The following is a 15,653-nucleotide window of genomic DNA, read 5'->3' as shown; positions in this document are numbered from 1 at the left end:
GGTGGCCGGGGCCGGCTCGGTCAGCGGCCGTCGTAGCCGGCCGTCGGCATGGACAGCCGACGGTGGACGTGGGCCTTCATCTGAGCGTCGTAGGCGGGTTCGGCACGGCCGACCGTCTCCACCCGTACGCCGCGCCGGGCGCATTCGGCGGTGAAGGCCTCGACGGAGGACAGGGCCCGTTGCAGGACCCGCAGGCTGGGGGCGACGAAGACGTCGACGCCGGGGCGGACACCGTCCCACAGGGCGCAGTGGTCGAAGCGCAGTCCGCCGACGAGGAGTTCCCGGGCGACCACGTATCCGTGTTCGGCGGCCCAGCGGGCGCACATGGCGTGCTGGCTGCGGGAGTCGACGAGGAAGGGGTCGGCTTCCAGTTCCTCCAGCGGGGTCAGGCTCGCGATGGCAGTGACGCGCACGGGCCTGGGCACGTCGGAGGCGGCCTGCGGGTGTCCCATGGCGTCCCCCCTCACCTCCGGGTTTCCTCGCCGACCCTACTCCTGCCCGTAGGCTTCGGGGAGTCGCGTGAAGGAGGCGAAGAGGGTGCCGGTGGAGATCACCTGGTGGGGTCATGCCACCTGCACGGTCGAGGACGGGCACATACGGGTGCTGACCGATCCTCTGTTCGCACGCCGGCTGGCGCATCTGCGGCGGCGCCGGGGGGAGGTGCCGCCGGCCGGGGCGCGGCGCGCGGACGTGGCGCTCGTGTCCCATCTGCATGCCGACCATCTGCATGTGCCCTCGCTGGCCTCGCTCGCCCCGGGTACGCGCCTGCTCGTGCCCCGGGGCGCGCCACGGGCGGTGCCCGCGCTGCGCCGTCTGCGCCAGGTGCGGATGACGGAGGTGGAGCCGGGGGACGAGGTGCGGGTCGGCGAGGCGCTGATCCGGGTGGTACCCGCGTTGCACGACGGGCGACGGCTGCCGGTGGGTCCGCGTCGTTCGCCGGCGCTGGGGTTCGTCGTGGAGGGCGAGGCGCGGACGTATTTCGCCGGGGACACGGGGCTGTTCGACGCGATGGCGCAGTGGGTCGGGCCGGTGGACGTGGCGTTGCTGCCGGTGGGGGGCTGGGGTCCGTTCCTGGGTGAGGGGCATCTGGACGCGGGGCGGGCCGCGCGGGCGCTGGCCCGGCTGGCGCCGCGGGTGGCGGTGCCGGTGCACTACGGGACGTACTGGCCGATCGGCATGGAGGCGGTACGGCCGCACGAGTTCCATGCGCCGGGCGAGGAGTTCGTACGGCTGGCGGCGGTGGTCGCGCCGCAGGTGGCGGTGTACCGGCTGGGGCACGGGGAGCGTGTGCGGCTGGAGGTCGCACGGTGACCCGGCCGGCCTGCACGGCGGTGCTCGCCGCCGTGTCGACGTCGGCGGTGCCGCCGGAGTCGACGCAGCAGGCGGCCGGGTATCCGTCGTTGTTCCTGCTCGTGCTGGTCGGTGCGCTGGTGCCGGTGGTGCCCACAGGTGCGCTGGTGAGTTCGGCGGCGGTGGTGGCGTTCCATCAGACGGCGCCGTTCTCGCTGGCCCTGGTGTTCGTGACGGCGTCGCTGGCCGCGTTCTTGGGGGACGGGGCGCTGTACTGGCTGGGGCGGCGTGGGATGCGGTCGCGGGGCGGGTCGCGGTGGCTGGAGGTGATCCGGTCGCGGGCTCCGGACGCTGCGCTGGCCTCGGCGCGGGGGAGGTTGGCCGAGCACGGGGTCGCGGTGCTGGTGTTGTCCCGGCTGGTGCCGGCCGGTCGTATTCCGGTGATGTTGGCTTGTCTGATGGCTGACTGGCCGCTCAGGCGGTTCGGCCGGGGGAATGTGGCGGCGTGCCTGGCGTGGGCGGCGACGTATCAGGTCATCGGGATCCTGGGGGGTTCGTTGTTCAGCGAGCCCTGGGAGGGGGTTGTGGTGGCGGTGGGGCTGACCGTGGTGATCAGTGCGGTGCCGAGTGTGGTGCGGCGGTTTCGGTAGCGCCGTCGGGGTGGGTGTGCGTTTCGGGGTGGGTGTGCGATTCGGGGTGCGGGTTCGTCGTGGTGGATCGCGCAGTTCCCCGCGCCCCTCGCGGGGCGCTCCCGCCGAGCACGCTCGAAGCTCCCACCGGTAGATCCCACAGGTCTTCGCGCTCCAGCCCCGCCTTCTCCCAGGCCGCCCGCACTCTCGTGAGCGGTTCCAGGACCGGTTCGGCCGAGAGGACGAAGGTGCCCCAGTGCATGGGGGCCATGCGGCGGGCGCCGAGGTCGAGGGTGGCCCGGACGGCTTCCTCGGGGTCGCAGTGGACGTCGCCGAGCCACCAGCGGGGGTCGTAGGCGCCGATGGGCATGAGGGCGAGGTCGATGCCGGGGTAGCGGCGGCCGATGCGGGAGAACCAGTGGCCGTAGCCGGTGTCGCCGGCGAAGTACAGGCGCCGGCCGTCGCCGTTGGTGAGGATCCAGCCGCCCCACAGGCTGTGGCAGGTGTCGGTGAGGCCGCGCTTGGACCAGTGATGGGCCGGGACGAAGTCGAAGCGGACTCCGGCCAGTTCGGCTCCCTCCCACCAGTCCAGTTCGGTGACGCAGGAGAAGCGGCGGCGGCGGAACCAGCGGCCGAGCCCGGCCGGGGCGAACACCGGTGTGGCGCGCGGGAGCCGGCGCAGGGTGGGGGCGTCGAGGTGGTCGTAGTGGTTGTGGCTGATGACGACGGCGTCGATGCGGGGCAGGCTGTCCCAGGGGACGCCGACCGGGGTGATGCGGGCGGGGGTGCCGAGGATGCGGCGGGACCAGACGGGGTCCGTGAGGACGGTCAGGCCGCCGATGCGGATGATCCAGCTGGCGTGTCCGGCCCAGGTGACGGCGAGGGTACGGGAGTCGGCGGAAGGCAGCGGGGCGGGTGCGACGGGGAGGCGGGGGATGTCGGCGAGGCCGTCGCGGCCGGGCCGTACGGCGCCTTCGCGGGCGAAGCGCGCGAGTGCTTTGAGGCCGGGCAGCGGGGCGGTGAGCCGGTCGTGGAACGTCCGTGGCCACACGCGGTGTTCGCCCAGGGGGCGGGGCTCGGCGAGCGGGGGGAACGGGGGTGCGAGGGGGGTGGTGAGCGTGGCACCGGTCAGGGATGCGGGAGTCGTCGGGGACATGGGAGGCGTCGGGTGCGACGGGGTCGTCGGGGCCGATCCGGGCTCGTGCGTCTGCTGCGTCATCGAGGCGGCTCCCATCACTGAGCGTCGTCGCGGAGTTCGTCGAGGACCGTGGTCAAGGAGATCAACGCACGTTGCACGTGTGGCAGTTCCAACGGAACGGGTGAGGTGAGGCATTCCGCGCGTTCTTCGTCCGTGCCACCCAGCAGGGGTCCGGTGGCGAGCCGTACGCGCAGTGCGCCGAGGTCGTCGCCGAAGCGGTGGCCGCCAGGGGCGGGCATCCCGAGCCGGGCGGTGAGGAGGTCCTCCAACTCCTGTGCGTCACCGACTCCTTGTGCGGCGAGGCGTTCACGCAGCGGGCCCAGGTCGGCGTACAGGTGGCGGCCGGCCTGCGGGGGGCGGACGAGGGCGCCGGCGGCGAGGAGCGCGGCATGCGCGGCCGCGGCTGCGCGCGCGTGCAGCCGCACGGTGGCCTCGCGGCGCTCGGTGACGGGCGCAGGTTCGTCGAGGGCGTAGCCGGCCGCGGCGGCGACCGGGGCGGCTACGCGTGCGCCGAGCGCGGTGAGGATGTCGAGCACGCGCGCGTGGAGGTGAAGTCCGGTCCGGGTCGCGGGGAAGCGGGCGACGGCGGCGGGCCAGCCGGGGGGCAGCAGGGAGCCGGCGAGGTCGGTGACGACGGTGACCCGGTCGGGCCGCATCTCGGCGGGGCTGAGCAGGACGGTGCCGTGCGGTTGGTGCAGGGTGTCGCGCCAGGTCTCGTCGCTGACCAGGTGCAGGCCCTCGGCGGTGGCGACTTCGACGGTCTCGTGCAGCAGTTCGGGCGGGGCGACGGTGGCGGTGGGGTCGTCGGCGACGGACAGCACGAGCAGCCGTGGGTCGCCGCCCTCGGTGCGCACCCGGCGGACGGTCTCCAGCAGGGCGTAGGGGTCGGGCACTCCCCCGCTCTCGGCGGGGGTCGGCACATGGAAGGTGGGCCGGCCGAGCACGCGGGCGTACGGCGCCCACCAGGCGGCACAGGGGCGGGGTACGAGGATGTCGGCGCCGTCCGAGGCGAGCGCGGCGGTGAGGGCGAGCAGCAGGGCGGGGGCGCCGGGGCCGGACGCCACCTGGTCGGGGACGGTGAGCAGGCCGCGCCGGGTCCAGTAGCCGCAGGCCGCTTCCAGCAGGGCGGGGGCGCCGCCGACGGGCTGGGCCTCGGCGCGGCCCGCGGCGGCGGCGAGCACGGCGGCCAGCTCGGGGAGCACGGGCAGGCCGTCGCCCGGGAGCGGGGGGCCGTAGCGGACGGGTCCGTGGTCCTCGGGGTCCGTCCGCCGCATGTCCGCCTCCGCGCAGTCCGTGGTGCCGTGTGCCGCCCGCTGCGGGCGGTGCGGTGTGGGTGGCCGTGTCGTCGTGGGCTGCTGTGTCGTGTGCCGTGGTGGGGTGGGTGCCGGTTGTGGATGGGTGTCGTTGTGCGTGGGGATCGGTTGTGGTGGGTGTCGGTTGTGGCGGGTCTCGGTTGTGTGTGGGCGCCGTGGCATCGGCTGGTGGCCCGGTCACACCCCGGTGGGCCGGTGGGCCGTGATGCGCCGGTGGCCGTACAGCCGGTGGCCGGCTCCGGCGCACGCCGTGGCGACGAGGATGCCACCGGCGACCAGAGCGGGGACGGAGTCGGTGAAGCTGCCGCCCTGACCGGCCCGGACGCCGTGCGGCACACCGGCCGGGGCACAGGGGAAGTCGTCGGTACAGGCGTGCCGGCCGGAGCAGGACTCCGCGCCCGGCAGCGGTCCGGTGGCCGAAGCGCAGTCCCGGGAGACGGTACCGGGGCCGGGGCGCGCCCGGACGGCGGGATCCGCACCGGCGGCGGGACCGGCCAGGGCGAGCACGGCACCGGCGGCGAGGACGACGGACAGGGCGCGGGCGGTGCGGCGCATGGGGCTGGCTCCTCGGCGAGCTGCGGCGGGTCGGCCCGGCGGCGGTACGGCGGCGCTTCCGGGCGGCGCCACGGGTACCGGGCACGGGGCCGGGGCACGGGGTGTGCCCTCGCTGCCATCTCAGCCCGTGCCGCGGCGCACCGCGCGCGGCCGGACCCCATTCGCGGGACACGGACGGCCAGGCGGGTGACACGGGCGCACGGCGGCCCCTACGACGTCGTGCTCGGGGCTGTGCCGACGCAGGAGATCACCGAGAGCACCGAGAGCACAGCACCGAGTACCGGTCCACACGGTGCCGGAGCCCTCGCCCGCCTGCCGGGGGTTCCGGGCCTGCCCGGGGTTCCGGGCCTGCCCGGGGTTCCGGGCCTGCCCGGGGTTCCGGGCCTGCCCGGGGTTCCGGGCCTGCCCGGGGCTGCGGGCCTGCCCGGGGCTGCGGGCGGAGGCCGGCCACGGGCGTCCGCGCGATGGCCGGGGAAGTGCGGCGGCCCGGAGCCGGCAGGAGGTACCGGTCAGGTGCCGGAGGTGCGCGGAACCGTCGCCTCGCCGCAGCAGCGTTCCCGGGCGCCCTCGCGGGTGCGGCCCGCGCTGACCAGACGGCGCGGGTTGCGGCGCAGGTATTCGCCCTCCAGCTGCGCCATGCGCTCGTTGTGGGCCCGCAGTGCGTCGTTCGAGCCGTACAGGAGGGTGTCGTGGCGCGTGCGGTGGATCGTCTCCAGCTCTTTCATGAGCTGCTGGTCGTCCAGTCGGCTGGGCTCGACTCCGGTCATGGTGGTGCCCCGCTCGTCGTGTCCGTGGTCCCGGGCCCGGGCGTTTTCCGGGACGAAACCAGGGAGCCGGCATTCCTGCATCCACTGTACGAACATCCGGGGTGCGGGGCCTGCGATGGCCCGGCGGGCGCGCTCCCCCGCCGCCCGGCGGTCCGCGGATGCGGCCGACCGGGCGCAGCGGGGGTGGTCCGCCGGAGTCAGCGGGCGCGTTCCACCCGGCGTTCGTCCCAGACCGGTTCCGGGGTCTCGCGAACCCGGCCGTCGGTGCCGAAGACCAGGTAGCGGTCGAAGGAGCGGGCGAACCAGCGGTCGTGGGTGACCGCGAGGACCGTGCCGTCGAAGGCTTCCAGGCCCTCCTGGAGCGCCTCGGCCGACTCCAGGTCGAGGTTGTCGGTGGGCTCGTCCAGGAGCAGTGCGGTGACGCCCTGCAACTCCAGCAGGAGGATCTGGAAGCGGGCCTGCTGGCCGCCGGAGAGTCGGTCGAAGGCCTGCTCCGCCTGCTGGGTCAGTTCGTAGCGGCGCAGTCTCGACATGGCGGCGCCCCGGTCCTGGGCGTGCTCCTTCCACAGGATGTCGAGGAGGGCGCGGCCGTGGAGTTCGGGGTGGGCGTGGGTCTGGGCGAAGTGGCCGGGTACGACCCGTGCGCCGAGCTTCCACTCCCCCGTGTGCGCCACGTCGTCGCCGGCCAGCAGGCGCAGGAAGTGGGACTTGCCGGAGCCGTTGGAGCCGAGGACGGCGACCCGTTCGCCGTAGAAGACCTCCAGGTCGAACGGCCGCATCAGGCCGGTCAGTTCGAGTCCTTCGCAGGTGACGGCCCGTACGCCGGTGCGGCCGCCCTTGAGGCGCATGGTGATGTCCTGCTCGCGCGGCGGCTCCGGGGGCGGTCCGGCCTCCTCGAACTTGCGCAGGCGCGTCTGGGCGGCGGCGTAGCGGGAGGCCATCTCGTGGCTGACGGCGGCGGCCTGACGGAGGTTCAGGACGAGTTTCTTCAGCTGGGCGTGCTTCTCGTCCCAGCGGCGGCGCAGTTCCTCGAAGCGGGCGAAGCGTTCGCGGCGGGCCTCGTGGTAGGTGGCGAAACCGCCGCCGTGGACCCAGGCGTCGGCGCCGGCCGGTCCCGGTTCCACGGAGACGATCTTCTCGGCGGCGCGGGAGAGGAGTTCGCGGTCGTGGGAGACGAACAGGACCGTCTTGCGGGTCTCCCGCAGCTGCTCCTCGAGCCAGCGCTTGCCCGGCACGTCGAGGTAGTTGTCGGGCTCGTCCAGCAGCAGCACCTCGTCGGTGCCGCGCAGCAGTGCCTCCAGTACGAGGCGTTTCTGCTCGCCGCCCGACAGGGTGCGCACCTGGCGCCACTGGGCGCGTTCGTAGGGCATGCCGAGTGCGGCGGTGGTGCACATGTCCCACAGGGTCTCGGCCTCGTAGCCGCGTGCCTCCGCCCAGTCCGCGAGGGCCTGGGCGTAGGCGAGCTGGGCTGCTTCGTCGTCGACGGTCATGAGGGCGTGCTCGGCCTCGTCGACCGCCCGGGCGGCCTCTCGGATGCGGGGCGGGGCGACGGAGACGAGCAGGTCACGCACGGTCGTGTCGTCACGTACGGAGCCCACGAACTGGCGCATCACGCCGAGGCCGCCGCTGACGGTGACGGTGCCACCGTGCGGTTTCAGCTCGCCGGAGATCAGGCGCAGCAGGGTGGTCTTGCCGGCGCCGTTGGGGCCGACCAGGGCGACGGCGGAGCCTTCGCCGACCCGGAAGGAGACGTCCCCGAGGAGAGTCCTCCCGTCGGGGAGGTGGTACTCGAGGTGCGCGGCTTCCAGATGTCCCATGAGCAGGCATTGTGCGGGGCGGCCCGTAGCCGGGGCAAACTCTTAATCCGCCCTTGACGGCAGGACCGGGCCCACGGCGCTCCCACACCCCGCGGCGCACCGCATCCGGCGGCGCACCGCACCCGGCGGTCCGGCACGCCCGGGCGCCCGGTGCCCGGCGCCCAGGGGCCGCTCGCCTCGCCGCCCCTGCGCCGTCCGTCCCGCCGTCATGCCTCCGTGTCGAGCGGTTCCCCGGCCGGACCGGTCTCGCCGGCCGGTGCCACCGTGGCGCCCTGCCAGGACAGCACCTTCCAGCCGTCGGACGGGGAGCCCTCGAGGATCACCACGCCGGTGTTCTCCAGGGGACGGGCGGCGGCGAAGGCCACGTCGACGTTGTCGGCGCGGGCGGCGGTCCACACGCGGATCGCGGCGCCGTGGCTGACCATGGCGACGGTGCCGGCGCCGCTCGCCGCGGCCTCGGCGACGACGGCGTCGTACCGGGCGAGGGCCTCCGCGCCGCTCTCGCCGCCGGGCATGCGCAGCGCGGTGTCCCCGGCCGCCCACGCGAACACCGTGCGCAGGTACCGCTCGCCCTCGGGCGTGTGTCCCGGCAGCATCTCCAGGTCGCCGGCGGACAGCTCGCGGATGCCGTCGCGGACGATCACCGCGAGGCCCCGGGCGGCGGCCAGCGGGGCCGCGGTCAGCTGCGTGCGCAGCAGTGTGGAGACGTAGAGGGCCTCGATGTCCTCACCGGCGAGCGCTTCGGGCAGCGCGGCGGCCTGTGCCTCGCCGAGCGGCGTCAGCCCCGGTCCGGGTACGGCGGTGTCCAGCAGATGGTTCACGTTGGACGGGGTCTCGCCATGGCGGACGAGGAGCAGACGCATCCGGGGATCTCCTGTCGTGTCGGTCGGACGCCCGGCGGACGCGCACGCGGCGAACGGGCGCTTCAGGGTAACCAACCTGTTCGACACGCGGTCGGCCGCAGGCGAACCGACAGACCGTCAGTCCATATGCCAATACAGATATCTCATTATTCGACATGCGGGCGTACGGTGATGCCCACACCGGCAGACCAGAGGTGAAGGGGAACCGTCATGCCGAAAGCGCAGGAGACCGCCGTCTACACGCACGGGCACCACGAGTCGGTGCTGCGTTCGCACACCTGGCGGACCGCCGCCAACTCCGCGGCCTATCTGCTCGGTTCGCTCAAGCCCCACATGCGGATCCTGGACATCGGCTGCGGCCCCGGGACCATCACGGCGGACCTGGCGGAGCTGGTCCCCGACGGCCATGTCACCGGTGTCGACGCCGCCCCGGGCGTCCTGGAGCAGGCCCGGGCCGCCGCGAGCGCGCGAGGGCTGACCAACGTCGACTTCGCGGTCGCCGACGTCCACGCCCTGGACCACCCGGACGACACCTTCTGCGTGGTCCACGCCCACCAGGTGCTCCAGCACGTCGGCGACCCGGTGCAGGCGCTGCGCGAGATGCACCGGGTGACGAAGCCCGGCGGGCTCATCGCCGTACGCGACGCGGACTACGCGACGATGACCTGGTACCCGGCGGTGCCCGGCCTGGACGGCTGGCTGGACCTGTACGAGCGCGTGGCCCGCGCGAACGGCGGTGAGCCGGACGCCGGGCGCCGGCTCAAGGCGTGGGCGCGGGCCGCCGGGCTGCGGGACGTCACCGCCACCGCCACCGCCTGGACGTTCGCCACGCCCGAGGAGCGGGCCTGGTGGAGCGGCCTGTGGGCGGACCGCACCCTGGCCTCCTCGTACGCCGAACGCGCCACGCAGGGCGGCCATGCGACGTCGGAGCAGCTGCAGGCGGTGTCCGAGGCGTGGCGGGAGTGGGGCCGGCAGGAGGACGGCTGGTTCGCCGTGCTGCACGGGGAGATCCTGTGCCGCAAGGAGGGCTGAGCGAGGAAGGCCGAGGAGGGGTGGGCGGGGTCAGCGTGCGTCCTCGCCCGTGAAGGAGTAGGCGGCCCAGGGGCCGGTGAGTTCGACCCGGATCCCGGGCTCCTCGGCCCGGGTGCGGTCGACCAGTTCCACGAACTCCTCGCAGTGCGTGCGGGGCACCAGATAGGCCGCGTCCAGGAGGCTGTGGGGCGCGGGTCCGGGCAGGGCGCACTCCTTCGGGTCGTGCACCCGGCAGGCCTCCGCGCGCCCGGCGAGGCGTTCGTGCAGGGACCGGGCGAGCGCCTCGGCGGGCCTGGAGAGGGCGCCGGCCACGGTGGCGGTCGCGGGCTCCGTGTACACCTTCACGCTCCACTCCACCTGGCCCTCCAGCCGGTCCAGGACGCGCCGGAAGGCTTCCTCGTGGGTCTCGAGCAGCGTGCGCACCACGCTGTCGTCCTCGCAGACGGTCGCGAACCTCAGCGGCAGTGGTGTGGTGACGGTGGTCAGCGCGGCGATCACACCCTGGTGGGCGCGGACGGCCGCGGCCAGCCAGGCGGGGTCCTCCAGGTGGGCCTGGAGGGCCTCCTCGCCGAAGTCGGCCGCGGGGACGCTACTGACGACCGCGATCAGCCCGCGGTGGCGCAGCAGACCCGGCGGGGCTCCCGCGACGCCCGTGAGCTGGACCTGCAGGGGTGTGTCGAAGGGGCGGCAGACGGCGTAGACGTACCGCAGTCCGCTCATGGTCTCTCCATTCCGTTTCGCACGCGACGGCTCGCGCGCCCGGCGCGCCCGGCGTCCCCGGGCTCCGCCACGTCCTCGTGCCCGGCCTCCTGCCCGGCCTTCGGTCCGTGCTGTGCGCCCGGCCGGGTGCTCCAGCTCCAGCCTGACCCGGCGGGCGCTCACGCGCCACAGCTCGCCGGGCCGGCCGGCGCACCGCCGTGCGCCGGGCCGCGCCGGGGCGCGCCGGACCGCTCAGTGCACGGCCCGCTCCTGCAGCAGCAGCCTGGCGGCGTCCACGATGCCCGCGGCGTCGATGCCCGCCGCGTTCAGCTGCTCGTCGGGCGCGGCCGAGCCCGGCATGGTGCGCACCGCGAGCCGTACCAGCCGGGGCACCGCACGGCCGTCGGAGAAGACCTCCGCCACGGCGTCGCCGAGGCCGCCCTCGGGGTGGTGGTCCTCGACGGTGAGCAGACACCCGGTCTCCTCGGCGGCCCGGCGCAGCGTGGCGGCGTCGGCCGGCTTGACGGAGTACAGGTCGATCACCCGCACCCGGATGCCGTCCTCGGCGAGCCGGTCGGCCGCCGCCAGCGCCTCGGGCACGGTGACCCCGGCCGCGACGACGGTCAGCCGGTCCTCCTCGCCGGCACGCAGGGTCTTGCTGCCGCCGACCGGGAACTCCTCGCCGGGGCCGTAGATCACCGGGGTCGCGCCGCGCGAGGTGCGCAGATAGCGGATGCCGTCGAGGCCGGCCATGGCCGCGACCAGGTGGGCGGTCTGGTTGGCGTCGCACGGGTACAGCACGGTCGAGCCGTACAGGGCGCGGAACATCGCCAGGTCCTCCAGGCCCATCTGGGAGGGCCCGTCCTGGCCGATCGCGACGCCCGCGTGCGAGCCGACCAGATTGATCCCGGCGCCGCTGATGGACGCCATGCGCACGAAGTCGTGGGCGCGGGTGAAGAACGCGGCGAACGTCGAGGCGTACGGCAGCCAGCCGCGCGCGGCCATGCCCACGCAGCAGGCGACGAGCTGCTGCTCGGCGATGTAGCACTCGAAGAAGCGCTCGGGGTGGGCCTTGGCGAACTCCTCGGTACGGGTGGAGTCGCCGACCTCGCCGTCCAGGGCGACGACGTCGCCGCGGGCGGTGCCGAGGGCGGCGAGGGCCGCGCCGAAGGCGTCCCTCGTCGCGACCCGGTCGCCCTCGTCGTAGCGCGGCAGCCGGACCACCTCGGTGGTCCGGTCGCGCAGCGCGGCGGCGGCCGGGGGCTCGCCGACGTGCACGCGCAGGTCGCGCAGGCCGCCGAGTTCGGCGATGGCCTCCTCGGGCGCGGGCAGCGGCTTGCCGTGCATGCCCTCGCGGTCCTCGACGGAGGCCACACCCTTGCCCTTGAGGGTGCGGGCGAGGATCACGACGGGCTGCCCGCTCGTGGCCTGTGCCTCGCGGTAGGCCTGGTCGATCTTCTCGATGTCGTGGCCGTCGGTCTCCACGGCGTGCCAGCCGAACGCCTCGAAGCGGCGGGCGTAGGCGTCGAGGTCGTGGCCGTGCCGGGTGGGGCCGTGCTGCCCGAGCCGGTTGACGTCGACGATGGCGATCAGGTTGTCCAGGTGCTCGTACCCGGCGTGTTCGGCGGCCTCCCACACCGAGCCCTCGGCCAGCTCGCTGTCGCCGCACAGCACCCACACCCGGTAGCCGGTGCGGTCCAGGCGCTTGCCGGCGAGCGCGATTCCGACGCCGACGGGCAGGCCCTGGCCGAGGGATCCGGTGGCCGTCTCCACCCAGGGCAGCCGGCGGGGCGTGGGGTGGCCCTCCAGGCGGCTGCCGAGCTTGCGGAAGGTGAGCAGTTCGCCGTCCTCGACGGCGCCGGCCGCCTTGTACGCGGCGTACAGCAGGGGCGAGGCGTGTCCCTTGGACAGGACGAAGCGGTCGTTGGCGGGGTGTTCGGGGCGCTCGAAGTCGTAGCGCAGGTGGTGGGCGAGCAGGACGGCCATCAGGTCGGCGGCGGACATCGAGGAGGTCGGGTGCCCGGAGCCCGCGGCGGCAGAGGCGCGTACGCTGTCCACGCGCAACTGCGCTGCAAGTTCGGCGAGTTCGGTGGTGTTCATGTTTCTCCACGGATCGTTGTGCGGGTCGGCTCACGGGAGGTTTTCCGTGTATCCGTGGGCGCAGCACCCAAACGTCGCGTGGGTCACCCGAACGGCATTGCGGTGCACGGCCGGGCACCGGCCGGTGGGGCGCGTGTGCACGGTTCCCCGCGCCCCTTCGGGTCTGCTGCCCCTGCGTCCGCTGCGAGGCTCCAACTAGGCTCGGGTTCATGGAGATTCTGGGCGCCACACTGCGCATCTGCGTCGATGACCTCGAAGCCGCTGTCCCGTTCTACGAGCGGCTGGCGGGCGGCAGAGCCCAGCGGTTCGAGCAAGGCGGGGTGCAGGTCGCCGCGATCGGTTCCTTTCTGCTGATGAGCGGGCCGGAGGCGCAGTTGGAGATCCTCCGGAAGGTGACGGCGACCATCGCGGTGAAGGACGTGACGCAGGCGCACCAGGTGCTGACCGGCCTCGGTGCGCGGATCCTCGCCGGGCCGCTGCCGAGCCCGGCCGGACGCAGTCTGCTGGTGATGCATCCGGACGGGGCCGTCTTCGAGTACGTGGACCAGCAGCGGGCCTGAAGCCGCGGCCCGAGGCCGGTCCGGCCGGCGCCGGGCCTGCGTGAGGCCCGCGCAGGCCCCCGTGAGGCCCGCGCGTCAGGCCTGGTCCGGGCGCATCCGGAAGTCGTGGCGGGCGGGCAGCGGCTCGTCGGTCAGGCGCGCCCACAGCCGTCCGATCGCCTCCTCCCCCTCCCTGAGGTCGGCGACCTCGAAACCGGCGTCGAAGACGGCCCGCGCATGGTCGGGCCGTCCCTCGGCGAGCAGCAGCTCGGCCTGGAGCAGCCGGAAGCGGCCGCGCTCGCGGACGGCGGGCAGCAGGCGGTCCCAGACGGCGCGGGCGTCCGCCGTGCGCCGTGCGCGCAGCAGTGCACGGAGGGTCTCGCGGCCGAGCGCGGCCAGGGCGGCGGTCCATACCTCGCCGTCGTCGCGGCGCTCCCGGCACAGGTCGTCGAAGGCCTCCGCATACCGTTCGGCGGCCCGCTCATGATGGCCGACGGTCTGGTCGGCGACGGCCAGGCAGCGCAGCAACGGCCAGAGGGAGGGGGCAAGTTGGAGGGCGCGTTCCCAGCTGCGGACGGCCTGGGCGCGGTCGCCGGCGTGCCACTGGGCGATGCCGAGGTGGTACTCGGTGTGCGGGGTGGCGGGCGCGGTCTCCAGCATGTCCCGCCAGTGCGGGGCGACGAGGGTCTCGCCGGGCGGCCGCACCCGGCGCGGCTCGGGCAGTGAGCCGGTGCGCAGCAGTTCCCGCCAGGGTGCCTGGGCCTCGGTGAGGGTGGACTCGGCAAACGGGGTGCCGGGCAGTTTCCAGTCGGCGCGCAGGACTTCGAGGGCGCCCCAGCCGGATCCGGCGGCCAGGATCTCGCCGGGTTCGGTGTCGGCGCACGACTGCCAGGCGGCGTACGCCTCCTCGACGCGGGCGGGCGGCAGAGCCGTCTCCAGCCGTTCCTCGGCGCCCTGCACGGCCCGGGCCCAGTCGCCGTCGGCCGGTGTGTCCAGCGGTCCGTACGCCTCCAGCCAGGACACCTCGCTCTCGGCCTCGAGCCGGACGTGTTCGAGCTGGGTGCGGGCGAGGCCGGCCTGGATCTCGCAGTAGCCGCCGGTGCCGGGTTCGGTCAGCCACTGCTGCCAGCGCCGTCCGCCGGGCAGATGGCCCCATACGAAGAGTTTGCGGCCGCGCAGGGTGTCGGTGGAGGTCTGCACCAGCCCGTGCCCGTCGGCGTCCACCGCGGCGATCCAGCGACGCCGGCCGTCCGGCACCTCGTAGAAGTAGTCGGCGGCGTAGGGGCTGTTGAGGGGGTGGGTGCGGTCGACGCCGTCGTACGACGGGACGGGCACCCGGCGCAGCCGGCGCTCGTAGCCGAACTGCCAGGCCTCGTCGGCCGGGGCGAGGATCCTGCGCTCCTCCGGTACCGCGGTGTTGGACCACCAGTAGGCCGGCGCGGGCCGCTCGTGCGGGTTGCGGACGCGGACGGCGACGTAGAGGAAGTCGGAGCCGTCCGGGAGCCACAGGTCGACCTGGAAGGGCAGGTCGCGCAGCCGCTCCCACTCCCACAGCCGCAGCATCTCGCCGCCGTCGGGGGCGGTGACGCGGGCGGCGTGCAACGGCGCACAGGACAGGGTGGTGTGGCCGGTGGCGCCGATGTTCCATTCGATGCCGCCGGAGTACCAGGCGCCGTTGAGGGCGAAGTTCGCGGGCTGGAACACCGGGTTGCGGTAGAGGAGTTCGCGTCCGGTGGGCAGGTGGAGCAGGGAGGCGACGCGCCCGCCGAGGCCGGGCAGGACGGTGGCGCGCAACCGGTCGTTCTCGATCACCAGCGCGTCGAGGGCGCGGGGTGCGCGGGATCTGCCGTAGCCGTCGCGGACCCGGACCGGGAGCAGGCTGGTGAGCGGCTCGTGGGCGAGCTGCCGTGCCATGTCCCGGGGCAGGCCGTCGAGGTCCCGGTCGTCGACACGGTGAACCTCGTCGAGCAGGTGCAGCGGGGGCAGCGGGTTGTCGGGGCCCAGCTGCGCGGCGGGCAGGGTCAGTACCTCACGTCGGATCCTTGTCACGATCACCATGGAACCCGGCGTGCGGTGCGACGGCCAGGGGAGGTGCTGGTCAGGATTGCGCAAAGGCGCGGAAAGCGGTCCTGCCCGGCCGGGGTTCAGCCGGAGGCGCGCATCTCCGCGGTGAGCGCCCAGCGTTCGTGGTCGCGCCAGGCTCCGTCGATGTGGATCATGGCGGGCGAGAAGCCCTCCAGCCGGAACCCGGCACCCCGGGCGAGGGCGATGGAGGCGGTGTTGCCGGGCTGGGCGTTGATCTCCAGCCGGTGCAGGCCCAGCGGGCCGAAGGCGTGGCCGACGACCAGGTCGAGGCCCTCGCGCATCAGGCCGCGACCGGCGGCGTGGACGAAGGCGCCGTAGCCGAGCGCGCCGCACTGGAAGCCGCCCCGGACGATGTTGTTGATGTTGATGTAACCGGCGATGCCCCCGCCGTCCCTCGCGCACACCAGGAACCCGGCCTTCGTCGGGTCCTTGATCAGCCGGCCGGCGTAGGAGGCGTAGGCCTCCTCGGTGTCCGGCGGGAACAGCCACGGCCGGTGCAGGTCCTTGCTCTCGCGGGTGCGGGCCGTGAACTCGGGCCCGTCCTCGAGGGCGAAGTGGCGGATGGCCACGCGCGGGCCCTCGGCGAGGTAGCGGGGTACGGGGTGCGGCATCGGGCCAGCGTACGGCGCCGCGGCGCACGCCGCACCCGGAAAACCGCCGCAGAGGACACCGGTGGCGCGGGGGGCATGTGAGGGGCGCCGGGGTCCGCCGTCGCGGCGTGCGGGTCCCGAGGCGGCCTGTGAGGCCACAGGTGAGGGTGCGGGCA

Annotated in this window: 15 protein-coding genes; 4 read left to right on the top strand and 11 right to left on the bottom strand. The window is 74.4% G+C overall.

Going from position 1 to position 15,653, the window contains the following annotated elements:
- Positions 1-20: 20 nt before the first annotated feature.
- Positions 21-452 carry a hypothetical protein gene (locus GQF42_RS34695; protein WP_158926583.1) on the bottom strand — a complete coding sequence of 144 codons (432 nt, stop codon included), beginning with the start codon at positions 450-452 and terminating at the stop codon, positions 21-23.
- Positions 453-537: 85 nt separating this feature from the next.
- Here GQF42_RS34695 and GQF42_RS34690 point away from each other — a divergent pair, with 85 nt between their 5' ends.
- Complete coding sequence (locus GQF42_RS34690; RefSeq protein ID WP_199273127.1) at positions 538-1,311, top strand: MBL fold metallo-hydrolase; 774 nt, start codon at positions 538-540, stop codon at positions 1,309-1,311.
- On the top strand, positions 1,308-1,940 hold the full coding sequence (locus tag GQF42_RS34685; protein WP_375994684.1) for a DedA family protein: 633 nt from the start codon (positions 1,308-1,310) through the stop codon (positions 1,938-1,940). The genes GQF42_RS34690 and GQF42_RS34685 overlap by 4 nt, the downstream gene beginning before the upstream one ends.
- On the opposite strand, the gene GQF42_RS34680 is transcribed toward GQF42_RS34685, so the two are convergent.
- The 6 genes from GQF42_RS34680 to GQF42_RS34655 form a co-directional block, all read right to left on the bottom strand.
- Positions 1,903-3,138, bottom strand: a complete 1,236-nt coding sequence (locus GQF42_RS34680) for an MBL fold metallo-hydrolase (RefSeq protein ID WP_407699507.1) — start codon at positions 3,136-3,138, stop codon at positions 1,903-1,905. The genes GQF42_RS34685 and GQF42_RS34680 overlap by 38 nt on opposite strands.
- Before the next feature lie 14 nt (positions 3,139-3,152).
- Entirely contained in the window at positions 3,153-4,391 is a 1,239-nt protein-coding gene (locus GQF42_RS34675) for an aminotransferase class I/II-fold pyridoxal phosphate-dependent enzyme (RefSeq protein WP_158926581.1), read from the bottom strand.
- A 216-nt stretch (positions 4,392-4,607) separates the two neighbouring features.
- A complete protein-coding gene (locus tag GQF42_RS34670; protein ID WP_158926579.1) occupies positions 4,608-4,985 on the bottom strand; it encodes a hypothetical protein in 378 nt (125 codons plus the stop codon).
- A 509-nt stretch (positions 4,986-5,494) separates the two neighbouring features.
- On the bottom strand, positions 5,495-5,833 hold the full coding sequence (locus tag GQF42_RS34665) for a DUF6158 family protein (protein ID WP_158930910.1): 339 nt from the start codon (positions 5,831-5,833) through the stop codon (positions 5,495-5,497).
- 116 nt (positions 5,834-5,949) lie between these two features.
- Positions 5,950-7,569 (bottom strand): ABC-F family ATP-binding cassette domain-containing protein, encoded by a 1,620-nt coding sequence (locus tag GQF42_RS34660; RefSeq protein WP_158926577.1) that lies wholly within the window; start codon positions 7,567-7,569, stop codon positions 5,950-5,952.
- Between the two features lie 206 nt (positions 7,570-7,775).
- Entirely contained in the window at positions 7,776-8,432 is a 657-nt protein-coding gene (locus GQF42_RS34655; protein WP_158926575.1) for a histidine phosphatase family protein, read from the bottom strand.
- Positions 8,433-8,642: 210 nt separating this feature from the next.
- On the opposite strand from GQF42_RS34655, the gene GQF42_RS34650 reads away from it, so the two are divergent.
- The gene (locus GQF42_RS34650; RefSeq protein ID WP_158926573.1) at positions 8,643-9,464 is read left to right on the top strand and encodes a class I SAM-dependent methyltransferase; all 822 of its coding nucleotides are present in this window, start codon (positions 8,643-8,645) and stop codon (positions 9,462-9,464) included.
- Between the two features lie 30 nt (positions 9,465-9,494).
- Here the strand turns inward: GQF42_RS34650 and GQF42_RS34645 are convergent, their stop codons facing one another.
- Both GQF42_RS34645 and GQF42_RS34640 read right to left on the bottom strand, forming a co-directional pair.
- The gene (locus tag GQF42_RS34645) at positions 9,495-10,184 is read right to left on the bottom strand and encodes a GvpL/GvpF family gas vesicle protein (RefSeq protein WP_158926571.1); all 690 of its coding nucleotides are present in this window, start codon (positions 10,182-10,184) and stop codon (positions 9,495-9,497) included.
- A gap of 231 nt (positions 10,185-10,415) precedes the next feature.
- The gene (locus GQF42_RS34640) at positions 10,416-12,263 is read right to left on the bottom strand and encodes a transketolase (RefSeq protein ID WP_158926569.1); all 1,848 of its coding nucleotides are present in this window, start codon (positions 12,261-12,263) and stop codon (positions 10,416-10,418) included.
- A 209-nt stretch (positions 12,264-12,472) separates the two neighbouring features.
- On the opposite strand from GQF42_RS34640, the gene GQF42_RS34635 reads away from it, so the two are divergent.
- Complete coding sequence (locus GQF42_RS34635; RefSeq protein ID WP_158926567.1) at positions 12,473-12,823, top strand: VOC family protein; 351 nt, start codon at positions 12,473-12,475, stop codon at positions 12,821-12,823.
- Positions 12,824-12,898: 75 nt separating this feature from the next.
- Here GQF42_RS34635 and GQF42_RS34630 read toward each other — a convergent pair whose 3' ends face one another.
- Together GQF42_RS34630 and GQF42_RS34625 are read right to left on the bottom strand one after the other, a co-directional pair.
- Positions 12,899-14,860, bottom strand: coding sequence for a DUF5107 domain-containing protein (locus tag GQF42_RS34630; protein ID WP_158926565.1), 1,962 nt, complete (start codon positions 14,858-14,860; stop codon positions 12,899-12,901).
- Between the two features lie 86 nt (positions 14,861-14,946).
- Positions 14,947-15,498, bottom strand: a complete 552-nt coding sequence (locus tag GQF42_RS34625; RefSeq protein ID WP_158926563.1) for a GNAT family N-acetyltransferase — start codon at positions 15,496-15,498, stop codon at positions 14,947-14,949.
- Positions 15,499-15,653 lie beyond the last annotated feature (155 nt).

Source organism: Streptomyces broussonetiae (assembly GCF_009796285.1).
Classification (GTDB): domain Bacteria; phylum Actinomycetota; class Actinomycetes; order Streptomycetales; family Streptomycetaceae; genus Streptomyces; species Streptomyces broussonetiae.
This window is presented reverse-complemented; position numbering and strand designations above follow the sequence as displayed.